At 66.8% G+C, this 14,410-nt stretch carries 15 protein-coding genes and 1 tRNA gene; 4 read left to right on the top strand and 12 right to left on the bottom strand.

Annotated features, from left to right (window positions below):
• Window positions 1-181 precede the first annotated feature (181 nt).
• Window positions 182-2,242, top strand: a complete 2,061-nt coding sequence (locus tag VFA08_07030; protein ID HYZ13347.1) for a histidine kinase — start codon at window positions 182-184, stop codon at window positions 2,240-2,242.
• 102 nt (window positions 2,243-2,344) lie between these two features.
• A tRNA-Arg gene (locus VFA08_07025) sits at window positions 2,345-2,417 on the top strand.
• A 106-nt stretch (window positions 2,418-2,523) separates the two neighbouring features.
• Here VFA08_07025 and VFA08_07020 read toward each other — a convergent pair.
• From VFA08_07020 to VFA08_07010, 3 genes are all read right to left on the bottom strand, one after another.
• The gene (locus VFA08_07020; GenBank protein ID HYZ13346.1) at window positions 2,524-2,814 is read right to left on the bottom strand and encodes a hypothetical protein; all 291 of its coding nucleotides are present in this window, start codon (window positions 2,812-2,814) and stop codon (window positions 2,524-2,526) included.
• Between the two features lie 524 nt (window positions 2,815-3,338).
• A complete protein-coding gene (locus VFA08_07015; protein ID HYZ13345.1) occupies window positions 3,339-3,725 on the bottom strand; it encodes a nuclear transport factor 2 family protein in 387 nt (128 codons plus the stop codon).
• 51 nt (window positions 3,726-3,776) lie between these two features.
• Complete coding sequence (locus VFA08_07010) at window positions 3,777-4,439, bottom strand: phosphatase PAP2 family protein (GenBank protein HYZ13344.1); 663 nt, start codon at window positions 4,437-4,439, stop codon at window positions 3,777-3,779.
• A 42-nt stretch (window positions 4,440-4,481) separates the two neighbouring features.
• On the opposite strand from VFA08_07010, the gene VFA08_07005 reads away from it, so the two are divergent.
• Window positions 4,482-5,078: a DUF664 domain-containing protein gene (locus VFA08_07005; GenBank protein ID HYZ13343.1), complete on the top strand. Its 597-nt coding sequence runs from the start codon at window positions 4,482-4,484 to the stop codon at window positions 5,076-5,078.
• A gap of 4 nt (window positions 5,079-5,082) precedes the next feature.
• Here VFA08_07005 and VFA08_07000 read toward each other — a convergent pair whose 3' ends face one another.
• The 7 genes from VFA08_07000 to VFA08_06970 form a co-directional block, all read right to left on the bottom strand.
• Entirely contained in the window at window positions 5,083-5,763 is a 681-nt protein-coding gene (locus tag VFA08_07000; protein ID HYZ13342.1) for a phosphatase PAP2 family protein, read from the bottom strand.
• Between the two features lie 10 nt (window positions 5,764-5,773).
• Window positions 5,774-6,343, bottom strand: a complete 570-nt coding sequence (locus tag VFA08_06995) for a hypothetical protein (protein HYZ13341.1) — start codon at window positions 6,341-6,343, stop codon at window positions 5,774-5,776.
• Complete coding sequence (locus VFA08_06990; protein ID HYZ13340.1) at window positions 6,340-7,995, bottom strand: hypothetical protein; 1,656 nt, start codon at window positions 7,993-7,995, stop codon at window positions 6,340-6,342. The genes VFA08_06995 and VFA08_06990 overlap by 4 nt, the downstream gene beginning before the upstream one ends.
• A gap of 65 nt (window positions 7,996-8,060) precedes the next feature.
• Window positions 8,061-8,984, bottom strand: a complete 924-nt coding sequence (locus tag VFA08_06985) for an ABC transporter substrate-binding protein (GenBank protein HYZ13339.1) — start codon at window positions 8,982-8,984, stop codon at window positions 8,061-8,063.
• Window positions 8,985-8,988: 4 nt separating this feature from the next.
• Window positions 8,989-10,089: a YbhN family protein gene (locus tag VFA08_06980; GenBank protein ID HYZ13338.1), complete on the bottom strand. Its 1,101-nt coding sequence runs from the start codon at window positions 10,087-10,089 to the stop codon at window positions 8,989-8,991.
• Between the two features lie 18 nt (window positions 10,090-10,107).
• The gene (ppk2, locus tag VFA08_06975) at window positions 10,108-10,941 is read right to left on the bottom strand and encodes a polyphosphate kinase 2 (protein ID HYZ13337.1); all 834 of its coding nucleotides are present in this window, start codon (window positions 10,939-10,941) and stop codon (window positions 10,108-10,110) included.
• Between the two features lie 43 nt (window positions 10,942-10,984).
• Window positions 10,985-11,629 carry a M15 family metallopeptidase gene (locus tag VFA08_06970; GenBank protein ID HYZ13336.1) on the bottom strand — a complete coding sequence of 215 codons (645 nt, stop codon included), beginning with the start codon at window positions 11,627-11,629 and terminating at the stop codon, window positions 10,985-10,987.
• A 117-nt stretch (window positions 11,630-11,746) separates the two neighbouring features.
• On the opposite strand from VFA08_06970, the gene VFA08_06965 reads away from it, so the two are divergent.
• Window positions 11,747-12,187, top strand: a complete 441-nt coding sequence (locus VFA08_06965; protein HYZ13335.1) for an SRPBCC family protein — start codon at window positions 11,747-11,749, stop codon at window positions 12,185-12,187.
• A 202-nt stretch (window positions 12,188-12,389) separates the two neighbouring features.
• Here the strand turns inward: VFA08_06965 and purE are convergent, their stop codons facing one another.
• Complete coding sequence (purE, locus tag VFA08_06960; protein HYZ13334.1) at window positions 12,390-12,881, bottom strand: 5-(carboxyamino)imidazole ribonucleotide mutase; 492 nt, start codon at window positions 12,879-12,881, stop codon at window positions 12,390-12,392.
• Between the two features lie 91 nt (window positions 12,882-12,972).
• Window positions 12,973-14,400: an aminotransferase class V-fold PLP-dependent enzyme gene (locus tag VFA08_06955; GenBank protein HYZ13333.1), complete on the bottom strand. Its 1,428-nt coding sequence runs from the start codon at window positions 14,398-14,400 to the stop codon at window positions 12,973-12,975.
• Window positions 14,401-14,410: the final 10 nt, after the last annotated feature.

Here is a 14,410-nt window from a genome sequence, read left to right as displayed (position 1 = left end):
GACTCACCCCCGGGGAAGACGGCGGTGCAACGGTCAACACGGGCGGCTCGACCCTACCGCGGAGCGTGGCCGAGCAGCACGAGGTCGTCAGACACCCGTCGTCCACACCACCGTGGCGCGGGACGAAGAGTGCCAGTGCAGGGTCGCCCGCCTGGAGTCAGAATCCAGCGTGGAGGGGCCCGTGACGGCACGCAGTGCACGCACCGTTGCCTGGTCGGTCGGCCTGGCGTCGATCGCGTTCATGATCGGCGGGCTCGCCTTCCGGTTCGTCGACCGGTCGACGACGCTTCCACGCGTGTCGGACGCCTGGAGCGTCGGGGGTGTGTTCGACGTCGCGGCGAACGTCTGCGTTCCAATCTTCGGCATCGTCATTGCGTCGCGTCGACGCGACAACCCGATTGGTTGGCTGCTGCTCATCGCAGGTGCCGCCCTCTCGATCTCGAGCTTCGCGCGCTCGTATGCGCTCCACGCTCTGGTGGCCGACCCGAACTCGCTCCCGGCGGGGCGTGCGGTCGCGTGGCTTGGGACGTGGATCGAGCCGATCGCCATCTGTCTGTTGCCGTGGCTCTTCCTGTTGTTCCCGACCGGTCGTCTGCCTTCCGCACGCTGGCGACCGCTCGCGTGGGTATGCGCTGCGATCTTGGTCCTGGCGCCGGCGAGCATGCTGGTGTTCGCCACAGCGATCTGGGAGCGTCCGTTCATCGACTTCGAGGACGCCGTCTCGAAGGGAGGCGTCGCCACAATTGCGGTGGTCCTCGTCACCGTATCGGTCGTGGCGCTCGTCCTCGCCGTCTTCGCATCCGCCGTATCGCTCATCGCGCGGTTCCGCAGTTCGGTCGGCGAGGAACGACTCCAGCTGAAGTGGTTCGTGAGCGCGGCCGCCGTCGTCGCCGTGTCGTTCTGCGTCGCGATCTTCGCGGACACAGCCAGTACCGGTCTGGTCTTCAACGCCTCGCTGGTCGTGCTCGACGGCTCGATCGCCGTCGCCATGCTCAGATACCACCTGTACGACATCGACGTCCTGATCGGGAAGGCGATCGTGTACGGCCTGCTCGGCGCGTTCATCACGGTCGTCTACGTCGTGGTTGTCGTCGTGATCGGCGCGATATTCGGTCCCACCGAGGGTCTCGCGCTGATCGCCACCGCGATCGTCGCCGTCGCCGCGCACCCGGTGCGAGAGCGAGCGCGACACGCGGCGAATCGGCTCGTATACGGCAAGCGGGCGACGCCGTACGAGGTGCTGTCCGGATTCTCCGAAAGCGTCGCGGCGGCTTACGCGGGCGAGGACATCCTGCCTCGCATGGCGAGATTGTTGGCCGAGGGAACCGGCGCGACACAAGCCACCGTGTGGCTCCGCGTGCGGTCGGCGCTGCGGCCCGACGCGACGTGGCCGACCGAAGGCGATCCGGGTCCTTCGAGACCGCTCGTGAACGGCGAGCTGCCTTCGTTTCCCGGCGCGGCCGCTGCCGTCCCCGTGCGGCACGGCGACGAGCTGCTCGGTGCGCTCACCGTGTCGAAGCCGCCGCGGGACCCGATCCGACCGGCGGAGGAGAAGTTGATCGAGGAGCTGAGCGTGCAAGCGGGGCTCGTGCTCAACGACTTCCGCTTGATCGAGGACCTCCGTTCGTCGCGGCAGCGTCTTGTAGCCGCACAAGACGAAGAACGCCGCCGTCTGGAACGGAATCTGCACGACGGTGCACAGCAGCAACTGGTGGCGCTGGCAGTCAAGGTTCGCCTCGCAGAGAACCTCATCGGGAAAGACGAGGAGCAACGCCGGGCACTTCAGGCGATCGAGCACGACGCGCAGGAGGCCTTGGACAGCCTTCGGGACCTTGCACGGGGGATCTATCCGCCGCTGCTCGCCGACCGTGGACTCCAGCCGGCCCTCGAAGCGCAGGCGCGGCGGACGCCAGTGCCTGTCGCGTTCGAGTTCGACGGGGTCGAGCGGTATCCGCCCGATATCGAGGCTGCGATCTACTTCTTCGTGCTCGAGGCGCTCCAGAACGTAGCGAAGTACGCGGAGGCGTCGAGCGTGACGATCCAACTGCGCGAGTGGGAAGGCGACATCGACGTGTCCGTAATCGACGACGGCAAAGGCTTCGACCCGGAGGCGACCCCGCTCGGAATGGGGCTGCAGAACATGAGCGATCGCCTTGCCGCACTCGGCGGACGCCTGGAGATCAAGTCGGTTCCGGGCCGCGGCACGAACGTCTTTGGTCGGGTCCCAATCCCTGCAGCATAAGGACAGTCGGTCGCGGTCTCCGCGCGGAGCGTCAGGCCGAGAGCAACTATCATGGCGGCAGCTCAGTGAGCGTGCGTGGAGCGCCTTTGCGCACGTACATGAGCGCCGGTAGCTCAGTGGACAGAGCGGCTGCCTTCTAAGCAGCGGGTCGGAGGTTCGAGTCCTCCCCGGCGCGCTTTCGCAGCTCAGGAGTCATATTCGACTCGCCGGCTCTCGGCCGTAAGGGCGGGGGCATTTGTAGAGCCCCCGCCCTCTCCGAGTCCCGCTAAAGGGTGCCTAGGCTACGCGTTCTGCGTGATCGTGATGTCCTGCGGTCCGGCCCGGAAATCGCACTCGAACGTTCCGCCGTTGACGTCGATTGCCTGAATGACACCCACGTTCACGACGACGCCGCATACGTTCGCGGCGATGTTCGCCGCCACCGCGACGTTGACGTCTTCGAGGATCGTCACGTCTCCGATCGCGATATTCACGAGCCCGTCTTGAACCTGTGCTTGCGCGGGAGCGCCACCACCCAGGACGAGCAAGACACTCGCCGCGACCGTACCCGTGATGCGCTTGAGTGTGCTCACCATCCGCCTCCTCCGAGGTTCTCATCCCAATTTCCCGGAGGGGCGCCCCTACGTCAGACGACGTAGGTTCCCCCGCCTCGTGCTCGCAAACGGGTGCAGCGCGCTGTGCGAACGGTTACGTCGCGTGTTGCGTCGCATGTAAGGAGCCCAGCCCATCGTTAGCGCCACGGCGCTTCTCGGCGCGCTATCGATTTGCCCATGCCATGACCTCTCGTCGATCCCACACTCGACCTCGAACCTCTTCGGCCACCGGAGCGGGGAAGCCGTCCTCGCTAGCAAGCTGGTGAGCGCGTCGCTTGCTCACGCCGAGGAGCTTGGCGATCTCGACGAGGCGGACGGTCTCGGAGCAAAACCCTCGACGTGCGTTATTTGGGAGGCAGATAGATGTGTTCGAGAGGGAACGGACCCGCAATCCTGTTGTAGTCCCGATCGCACGAGAGGAGCGGGAAGCGACAGGCGCGCTGCGACGAGTCAACTGCGTTCAAAGGCAACGTGCACAGACGCCCCTCGAACGTCGTGACGACCTAGTCCGGTTGGGGCGACAGATGCTGATGCACCACCAGCCACCTGCCGTCGGGCTCCTTGGCGAACACGATGGTCTCTCGTTCGTGAGCCGTCTCCTCGCCTTGGTTGGTTCGCTGGCGCATTTGGATCGAATGCACCAGGACGGCTACGTCGCCGAGCATGTGGAGCTTCATGACGCTGGTCTCAACCGACAGAACGTCCGAGCCGTCCTGCTGCCCCGCTGCCCATCGCTCCCACGCGGACCTGTACTCGTTCAACGTGCCGAACCACTGCGCGCCGTCCAAGACCGTCGCATTGGGGGCGAAGCACGCGAACTTGTCATCCCATCGGCCTTCGCGAAACGCGGACACGAGTCGCTCGTACGCCTCGAGGACCTGGCTCTCCATGGCTCTATCTCCTCCTTTCCAGTCGGACGACGCCTATCTGGCTTGCGAACGCTAGCCGGTGGTGGTTCCCTCACGGTTGCGTGACTCTGCGGTGGTGCGAGGGGCTGGTGCCTTCACGTTCGTCGGGACGCCGATGATGAGGTTGACGGCTGCGGCTACCGCGACGCCCAGCGCCGCACCACCGATCACGTCGAGGGGCAAGTGCGCGCCGACGTACACGCGGCCGAAGCTCACGATCACCGCGAGCGCGATCGAAAGCCGGCCCCACAGAGGCGGGAGGTATGCCGACGCGATCACCGCGAGCGCGGCGGATACCGCCGCGTGCCCCGACGGGAATCCGTGGCCGAATCGACCGACACCACGAAGCTCCAAGTCACCGACGAGCTCGGCGCCCGGACGGCCTCGGTCGACGACGAGCTTCACGGCCTTCGCCAGGTAGTAGATCCCCACGCCGACGACGAGCGAGACGATGGCGAAGCGCCACCGCTTCACCAGCAGGCCGAGGACGAACACGATGGGGATGGTGATGAACGTCCCGTACTGCATCAGCGGCCACACGATGGGATACAAGAAGTCGGGGAGCCCGTTCACCCATCGGAAGACCGTCTCCTCCCACGCCGGCACCTCGTCGCCCCTCGCCACGAGCATCGACAACGCCAGGACGACGACACTAACGGCGAAGAGCGCACCGTCGACACGCCAGCGCCGATACACGCACCGAACCCTATGCCTTGGCGGGCGTGGCATCATCGCGACGTGGGGACGGATCGCACACTCGCGCGGGAGATGCTCGAGGAGGCGCGCCGCGCCTTCGTCGAGAACGTCCACGGCGTCTCGCTGGACGAGGCCCTGTTCGCGGCGGGCGGGTACCGCTCGATCCTCGGTCTGACCAAGCACGTCGCCGCGTGGAGCGCCGTCTACCGCTCCTACGCGTTCGACTCCGAGCCGCGTCACTGGATGGAAACCGACTGGCCGCGTGATCGAAGAGACACGATCGAGCCCACCGAGGGCTACCTCGCCGAGGTCGTCGACTGGTTCGAGCGTTCGTACACGGCGTGGGTCGTCTCACTCGACGGGATCGACGACCTCGACGAACCGCGGCCAGTTCACTGGGGCGGCGCACTCCCCGTCTCACAGATCCTCGTGATCGTCGCCGGCCACTGGCACTACCACGCCGGCGAGATCAACGCGCTCCTGGCCGTCCGACGCGGTGAGGCATGGGAGTACGGCGAAGAGGTCGAAGAGAATCACATCTCGACCGCCGGCCACGGCATTCGGCCGGATTGGATGTCGGACGACGAGGCGGCGTCGTTCGAGCGCCTTCACGCGCCGAGTCGCGACGGGAGCGGCTGACGTACTACCGCCGCACGGGAACGGCGACCGACGACACGTTTGATCGCGCCCGTCGCTTCATCACCACGTCGTGCACCTCCGTGACGAGCCCCGCGACCGCGAGCGCGATCGTGGCGCCGAGCAGCGTTCCCGCCACCACGTCGCTGAGCCAGTGCGCGTTGAGGTACACGCGCGAAAGCGCCATAACGAACGCGAACACGACCGAATAGACCTCCCAGTGCCGGCGACGATGCCCGGGTGGGAGAAGGACAAGCACCAGCCCGATCGCGGTCGCTGCCGTTGCAACGGCGTGTCCCGAAGGGAACGAGAACCCCCTCGTCGCTACGAGCGAGCCCGGCGGTCGGGGGCGCTCGTACCACGCCTTGAACAGGTTGATCGCGACCTCGGATACGAACCAGATCAGCAGCCACGCGGCCAGCGCCCGCCATCGCCGCCGAGCTCCGAGCCACACCGCCACCGCGATCCTGAGCGGGATGAGCACCCAACCGCTCCCGAGCACATTCAGCACCCGCGCAAGCGCGGTCGCCACACCGAACCGGAGCTCGTTCGCGCGTCGATAGACCACGTCGTCCACCGTCTGCACGGACGTGAGCGTCGAGTCGAACGCCACCAACAGGAACACGACGACCGTGGCGACCAGCAGCCCGACGGCGTACGCGAGCGCGCGACGGTGATTCGTCAGCACAGAGCGTCGATCAACCGGGGCACGGGCTGGCGCCCGCACCGCAGAGCTCCAGGCCGACCTGTTCCCGCATCTCCTTCACGAGCGCGGCGCGGGGGCGGAAAGCGAGGGCCTCGTCCACGTCGAACGACAGCGTGGGCGATGCGTTGACGTTGAAGGCGAAACGATAGGTCACGCATCCACCATCGAACAGGTAGTACCGGTTGGCGACGAATCTCGGCGGCAGGCTGATGGGCTCCTCGAAACGGCGAGTGCCGGCCTCGTCGGCGCCTGGTGTGACCTCGACGGCGTTCGAGACGTCGCACTGTCTGCTCAGCCGCACCTCGAGCGCCTGGAGTCCCGCTCGGTCCGAGTCGAGCCAGAAGCGCACGGACCCGCTCCGGATCTCGGAGCCGCCGAAGATCCACCCGACCGGAAACTCGGCGATGCACGGGAGGAGCGTCGCCGTCGGCACCGCCTGCGCCACCAGGATCAGGCTCGCGTCGCCCGGTTCGCACGTGACCTGCTGGAGCTGGCGGGACTCGCAGCTCGCGAGCAGGACGAGACAGACGCCGAGCACGACGGCGGGTCTCGTGAACCTCACGAGAACACGTTCCAGTTGCTGATCACGAGCAGAAGCGCGAACAGGGACACCGCAACCACCCACGCCGTCATGCCGACGCGGCGGAGGCTCCACCGCTGGATCCTGATCGGCTCGCGCTCGGGCGCCAGCGCGCGGAACTCCGCGAGGAGGTCCCGGTCGTCGCGCTTCATCTCCGTCCGCAGCTGTGTCGGACTGGCCACGCCGCGCGTAGCCGCGAACGCCTCGGCGATCTCGTCTTCGGTGAAGTAGTCGAGCGCGGCTTCGTAGACGCTCTTGGCGTCGGACCGGAGTGCGAGGACGAGCATCATGTTCGCCAGGTCGACGGCCTGTCGCCACGGCGAAGGCCGAACCTGTACGAAGAACACGTCGATCAGCAAGACCTCGCCGTCTCGAACCATAAGGTTGGCCGGCTTGATGTCGCGATGCGCGAGACCCGCGTCCCACATGTTCCGGATCAGCCGGAGGCCGCCGTCGATCACGCGCTCGTCGACCTCGGCCTCCCCGATCTCGACGGCTCCCTTGAAGAACTCGGTGACGATCATGTACTCGCGCTCCGGAGTGATCTCCACGATGCCGTACGGCTTGGCGGTGGGAAGGCCCGAGTCCTGGAGCAGTCGCAACGTGTAGTCCTCGTACTCGACGAAGCGGCGGACGTTCTGGAACGGTGTCTCATCTTCCAGCGCGCCATACAGGATCGTTCGTCCGAGCTTGTACCAGCGGTCCGCGCGGACGTGGTTCTTCGCGTAGAGCTTCGCGAACAGGTACTGCTCGGGTTCGGACTCGGTGGCCGCGACGCGGAGACGGAGCGGCGTCGATCCCCCGGAGCCTTCGAGGCCGACGGGCTTGATGTCGAGCACGGTCAGACCGACCTGTTCGCGAACCGCCTTCACGATCGCTTCTCCGCGACGACCACCAACGTCCAGGTGCGCCGACTTGCCACGGCGGTATGCGACCGGGAACGCCTCGTTCGGCGCGAACCAGCGAAACGCCACGAGCACGACGGCAACCCCGAAGATGCCGGCGTAGACGACGTCTGTCGGCCGGTCGACGGCCAGGTACACGCGCGACACGGCGAGCGTGACGATCGCCACGCCGGCGATCCACTTCCCCATGTTCCGAGGACGACCGGGAACGACGAGCGAGTACAGCACGCCGACCAGGGTGCCGGCGAACGACGCAACCGGGCGGGACGGAGTGGCGAACCCTTCCCACGAGCCGATGATCTCGACCCCGAGCGGACGCGGCCGGCCGAGCGCGATCGTCATCTGGTACGTGAGGATCTCCAGCACCACGATCGCGCCGAGGAACACGAACAGGTGGCGCCATCGCTTGACGACGACCAGCGCAAGGATGGTGCCCCAGCGCAAGATCCGGATCGTCCAAGGATTGCCGAGCGCGGCGACGAACTCGGCCACGTCGGTGAGCCAGGTCGTGCGGAGCGCCGCGACGTCGAGGATCCGCTCGGTGTTGAACCGATCGAAGACGTCACCGAAGCCGTCGAACACGACGACGGCGATCAGGACGAACAGGAAGTACGCCGTCATGCCCAGCCAGAACTTGCCGCTTCGACCGAGCTCACGTGGTAGAGGCGGAGGCTCACCCGACGGGCGACGGCGCACGTCGCCGAGGGCGAGCGCTCGGTGCCCACCCACGTGCGTCGCGCTCGACTCAGGCGTTCGCGTGGTCGTCCCCTCGGTCGATCGTCCGGATCGAGATGCTAGTCCCTCGCGTCGAGCAGCCCATGCTCGGCGAGCCACGTCGCAGCGACGCGCTCCGGCGACGCGTCTTCGAGCGCGACGCTCGCGTTCAGCGCGCGCAACTCCGCCGTCGTGATCAACCGCGACACGGCGTCGACCACTCCGACGAACCGATCACCATGGCGCTCGATCACCTCGTCTCGAACGACGGGCGTGACGTTCTCGGCCGGCTGAAGGCCGCGATCGTCCTCGAGCAGCACGAAGTCGTTCTCTTGGATCGCGGCATCGGTGGTGAACAGGAGCGCGACGTCGACCGTACCGGCTTGGAGCGCCGACACCGTGAGCGGACCGCCCGCGTCGAGCGTCACGAATCGGTCGAACTCGAGACCGTAGGTGCTCTCCAGACCGTCGAGACACAGCGGACGTTCGGGGCACTCGGGTGGGCCACCGAACGCGAGGTCCTCGTCGATCGCCGTCAGGTCGCTGATCGCCTCCAGGCCATTGCGCTTGGCCGTCTTTTGGGCGACGGCGAAGCCGTTCTGGTTCTGGGCCGGCGCGGGCGTGAGCACGTCGACCCCCCGCTCGGCGAATGCATCGACCAGTCGAGCGTGTGTCAGCTCTTCATCGGAGGTTGCGATGTTCTCGCCGCCGGCGAGGAACTCAAGCGCTGAACCGGCGTATTCGGGGACGAGCTCGACGAGTCCCCGCTCGAGCGACGGTTCGACCAACTCGCGCGGCCCGATGCCCAGCTGGCGCTCCACGTCGAAGCCCTCGGCTTCGAGCGCCTGCGCGTAGATCTCGCCAAGGACCATGCTCTCCGGGAACTCGAACGATGCCACCGTGATCGCGTCGTCGTTCAGCGTCGATGTCGTCTGCGGGACATTGGGGCCGCACGCCGCGAGCGACAACACGATCGACACGATCCCTACGGCGCGCGTACCCATCGCGCTAGCTCGAGGCGACAGGCGCGGGCCCGCTCCCGGCGTCTTCGTCGTTCCCGCGTCGCCACCCCGATCGCGCCCGCCAGATGAGGTACGTGAACCCGCCGATGGGGATCTGGACGCCGTAGGTAAGAACGCGGAATAGGAGGACGGCCGCGACCACCTGCGGGCGACTCCCGCCGGCCGCGACGAGTCCACCGATGTAGCCGAGCTCCACCACTCCGAGTCCGCCGGGCGTCAGCGGCAGCGCGGTGAGCAGCCGTCCGAACGCGAACACCGCGAGGACTTGGAGCGTCGAGACCTGGGATTCGGAGACGCCCACGTGCCGTAGGGCGAGGAGCAGGACGAACCACAACGCGAGATGCGAGACGACGGTCGTGAGCGTGATCGCCACCCATCGCCGCGCGACGAGCACGATCGTTCTCTTCCGGAACGCCACTGCCTGCTCGCCCCACGTGGTGATGGGCGGCCTTCCGAAGGGCCTGACGAGCGCGGACGCGATCCTTCCAAGCCGATCGCCGATCCGACGCGCGAGCTCCTTCTTCCACAGCGCGAGCGCGAACAAAGCGACGGCGACCGCGAGGACGGCGAGACCGACCAACGCCGCAAGGACGAGCGCCGCATTGGCCTGACCGGTGATGGCGAGGAGCGCGAGCGAGATGATCGGCAGGCCGAGCTTGAGGAAGATGTTCCAAATGCCCGTGACGCCGACGTACAGGGCGATGTCCTGGCCTCCGAAGCCCCACGACCGGAGCATGCTGTACGTCAGCCCGACTGCGACAGCGCCCCCCGCCGGCAGGGTGTTCGCGACCGACGTGGTCGTCTGCGTGAGCACGGCGGACTGCGCGAACTTCAGTCCGGGCAGCGCGGCCATGTTCAGCAGCCAGTAGGTGACGAGGTTGAACACCATCGCGCCGACCAGCGACCACAGCTCGACCGGTGTCAGCGACGAGATCGTCGCCCAGACCGCGGAGTAATCGGCGATCTGGGGAATCGCGTACACGAAGATCGCGACGACGATGACGAGCGAGATGAGCGCGCCGACGATACGCCGGGTCCGCTTGCTGCGGCCGGACTTCCTGGGCGTCGCGACGTCGGTGACTGTCATGACCTCTCGGCGTCCGGTCTAACCTGTGAGCGACGCCGCGTGGTCCGGCACGTACGTGTACATGTTCAGCGGCGGTCGCACGTAGCCCTCGTCGCTCTGCCGCTTCGGGATCTCGATCTCGGGGAGCGGCTTCTCCTGATACGGGACCTTCGACAGGAGGTGCGCGATGCAGTTCAGGCGCGCGCTCCGCTTGTCGTCCGCCGCGACGACGTACCACGGCGCCTCCGCGATGTCCGTATGGACGAACATCTCGTCTTTCGCACGGGAGTAATCCACCCACCGCGTACGCGAATACAGGTCGGTCTCGGATAGCTTCCACCGGCGCATGCGGTCGTCCACGCGTGCCTTGAATCTCCTCTCCTGCTCCTCGTCGCTCACGGAGAACCAGTACTTGATGAGGTTGATGCCGTCCTCGATGAGCAGGCGCTCGAACACAGGACACTGACGGAGGAACCGGCGGTGCTCTTCAGGCGTACAGAAGCCGAGGACCTTCTCCACGCCGGCGCGGTTGTACCAGGAGCGGTCGAACAGAACGATCTCGCCCGCAGCGGGCATCTCGGCCACGTAGCGCTCGAAGTACCACTGCGTGCGTTCGCGTTCGGTCGGTTTGGGGAGCGCGACGATCCGCGTGACACGGGGGTTCGTGAACTGGGTGATCCGCTTGATGACACCGCCCTTGCCCGCCGCATCACGACCTTCGAACACCACGACGACCCGCGTGCCTTGGGCCTTGACCCAGTCCTCCATCTTCACCAGCTCTTCCTGGAGACGGAGGAGCTCCTTCTGATACGCCTTTTTCGTGATGCGGTCGGGCCGCTTCTCCTCGAGCTTCTCCTTCTCCTTCTGCTTCATGTGTCGAATCTAAGCCCGGGACGAGAAGCGCGCAAAAGGCACCTCATCTGCCGTTCGAGGAGAAGTGCTGATAGTCCTGTGCCGACAGCCACGTGCCGCCCCATTCCCAACCGATGTTGTGGAACGCGCGCCACACAACGTCACCTTCGTAGACCATGCCTGGTCGGGCATCCGAACGGTCGGCGTACGGTTCTCCGTTCGGCGGTGAGACGTGCGAGCCGTCGACGTACGGGTTCTCGACTGGATTGACGTCGATCGCCTTCCCGAACGCATGCATCGACCAGGCGGTGGTCCCCGCAACGGAGCGGCAGTTGAACGCCGCCGTGTTGTCGTGCCTCATGGACTCGAGATCGTCCGCGCCGTACTCGTCGACCAGCCGAACCCGGCGGATCGGGAACTCGCGGTCGTAGATGCGGCGGAACACCCCGACGATCTCATCCGCCCACCGGCGGTGGATCACCAGGCGTCCGCGATGCGGTTCGGCATCGAAGCCCCAGTACGTGATGCGAACGAGCCGCAGCTCGTCGAACCCGACGGGGCATCCTGCTCGCCACGAGCCTCCCGTCATCAGCAGGCGCGTCTGGCGATCGATCCGCGAGATCGACGCCACGTAGCCTGCGTCACCGGAACCTGCCGGCGTGGCTCCCCCGAGCGCCGCAACGAGGACCGAGACGACGAGCGCACGCATGGGCTCAGAGGCTACCGGCAGGCCGGCGGAACGAGGCGAGCCGTAAGCGGACGGCTCGATCTCCGTCGCGATCCAATATGCTGGCGCTTGACGTCTACGGCGACGACGAGGCATCGCATGTCGTCCTTCACGAACACGGTCACGATCGATCGGCCCGCGCGAGAAGTCTTCGCCTTCCTCGCAGACCTCGAGAACATACCGAGGTGGAACTATGCGATCACTGACACGCGGAAGACGAAATCCGGCCACGTCGGCGTGGGGACGACCTACGAGCAGACACGATCGATCCCCGCCCCGAGCCGTGAAAAACTCACGATTACGGAGTTCGAGCCCGACCGCCACATCACCGTGGTGGGGACGCTCGCGCGCTTCCCCGCTCGACTTGAGTACACGATGGAGGAACGCGACGGGCGGACCCGGCTCTCCAACACCGTCGACCTCCAGTTCACAGGTGCCGTCCGCCTTCTCGGCGGCATAGCCGCGGGCAGGATCAGGTCGGCGGTGGCCGAGAACCTCGACACATTGAAGCAGCTGCTCGAAGCCAGCGTGTCGGACTGATTGCGGCTGTCCGCGGCCCGTCGCGCCGTGGGGTGATCGGATGCGAACGACGATCCGATCCGGGCGAGCGCCGTGACGCGGCAACGCTTGTCGATCTCGGCCTCACCATCGCGCTGACAGCTGCCATCGTGATCTCGATCCGGGATGCGGAGCCGGAGCCTGATACCGCGACGCTCGATCCGGGCACGTCCCGTATGCGATTTCAGATGGAAGGATCGCGCTCGGCCAGGATTGTCTCTGCCTGAGCCGAGCGGTGCTTTATTACTGCCTCGCGGAAACCGGCGTCTGCCAGCCCGAGCATCTGCGTCGCCAGGATGGCCGCGTTCACCGCGCCCGACTTACCGACGGCGAGGACGCCGACCGGGATGCCGCCCGGCATCTGCACCATCGAAAGGAGCGAGTCGAGCCCGCCGAGGAGCTTTGACTCCATCGGGACACCCAAGACGGGCAGCGTCGTCTGAGACGCGACGACTCCGGGAAGAGCTGCAGCCATGCCCGCCGCCGCGACGAAGACCTTGACGCCGCGCTCCTCCGCCGAGCGGATCCACGACGCGAGCTCGTCGGGGGTTCGGTGGGCAGAGAGCACCCGGGTCTCGAACGGCACTCCGAACGCGCGAAGTTGGTCGGCGCAGTGACGCATCGTCTCCCAGTCGGACGCGGACCCCATCACAACGCCCACGACCGGCTCGGTCATAACCCGGGAGTGTAGAGGCACACGCACCGCTCGCTGGCGAAAGAGCCGTCAGAACCCTGACGCGGGACAGTGATCGGGGCGACCGAGGGCGTCAGGACCCTGACGCCGATCCACGTCGGAGGCGCTCGCCGATCTCGGCGGCGACGTCGACCAGATCGAGCACGTCCTCCTCGGTCGTTCGGAAGTTCACGAAACACGGCCGCAGGTAAACGTCGCCGTCGATGAGCGCGCTCGCGATCCAGAATCTGCCGTCTGCCTGGAGGGCCTCGGCCAGGCGCTGGTTGTGTGCGTTCGGGTCGTCCACGCCCGGCGGCACGTGACGGAACGGAACGATCGACAGCTTCGGCTCGCCGAGCGGGTCGAAGTCGTCCCGTTCAACGAGCGCTTCGTACAGCAGTTGCGCCTCGCGCAGGTTGCGTTCGATGGCGTCGCGGAACGCGCGTGCGCCGTGCGCGCGCATGGCGAGCCAGAACTTCAACGCTCGGAACGGCCTCGAGTACTCGAACGTGATGTCGACGGCGTGGAGGTCGTGGCGCTGGTGCGGCAGGTAGCCTTGCTCGTGCGCGAACGAGGCGATGAGGTCTTCCTGACGCCGAACGAGGACGACCCCGCACGCCTTCGGCAGGTACAGCCACTTGTGCGCGTCAATGGAGACGGACTGCGCTCGTTCGAACCCCCGAAACAGGTCCGGCCGAAGCTGCGCCGCCGGCAGCCCGTATGCGCCGTCGACGTGCATCCACACGTTGCGCTCGGCGCAGATGTCGGCGATCTCCTCGAGCGGGTCGATCGCGCCGGTGAGCGTCGTGCCGGCGGTCGCGACGACGGCGATGGGAACGACGCCATCGGCGACGTCCCCGTCGATCGCGTCGGCCAGAGCGCTCGCGATGAGGCCTCGGTCCTTGTCGAGCGGGACCGCACGGAGGTTCCGCGAGCCGATGCCGAGCATCTCCACCGCTCGCGTGATCGAGTAGTGAACCTCCTCCGAGCAGTACACGGCGACGCGCGTGTTTCCCAGGCCGTCGTGCCGGCTGCCCGGAACGGCGTACTCCCGGGCGGCCGCGAGGGCGCTCGTATTCGAGACAGTTCCCCCGCTCGTGAACGCGCCCGCGCAACCAGACGGATATCCGATGAACTCGGCGGCCCATCGCACCGCCTGCTTCTCGATCTCGGTGGCGGCGCGGGCGTCGACGGCGAGGTTGATGTCGTACGTGTGCGCGAGGAGGTCGCCGATCGTCCCGATCTCCAGGCCGCTCGAACCGATGAACGCGAAGTAGCGCGGTCTCGGCTGCGCGATCGACTCATCGAGGATCCTCCCCGTGTCCTCGAGCGCTTCGTGCACCGCCGTCGGATCCCACGGCATGCCAGAGCGCAGCAGCTCGCGAACACGGTCGTCGAGCGCCGGCTCCTCCGGCCGGAAACGGTCGAACGAACGCCACGCGTCGGTCACCAGTTCGACCGCGTGGGCGAGCGCCTCCTCGCGTGGAACGTCGAGCCGCAGCGGCCGTTCGCCGTCGCTCATCGGTTCGACT

This window comes from Actinomycetota bacterium, assembly GCA_035640355.1.
GTDB lineage: Bacteria > Actinomycetota > UBA4738 > UBA4738 > HRBIN12 > CALGFI01.
Note: the sequence above shows the minus strand (reverse complement) of the source record. Positions and strands in the feature narration are given on the sequence as shown.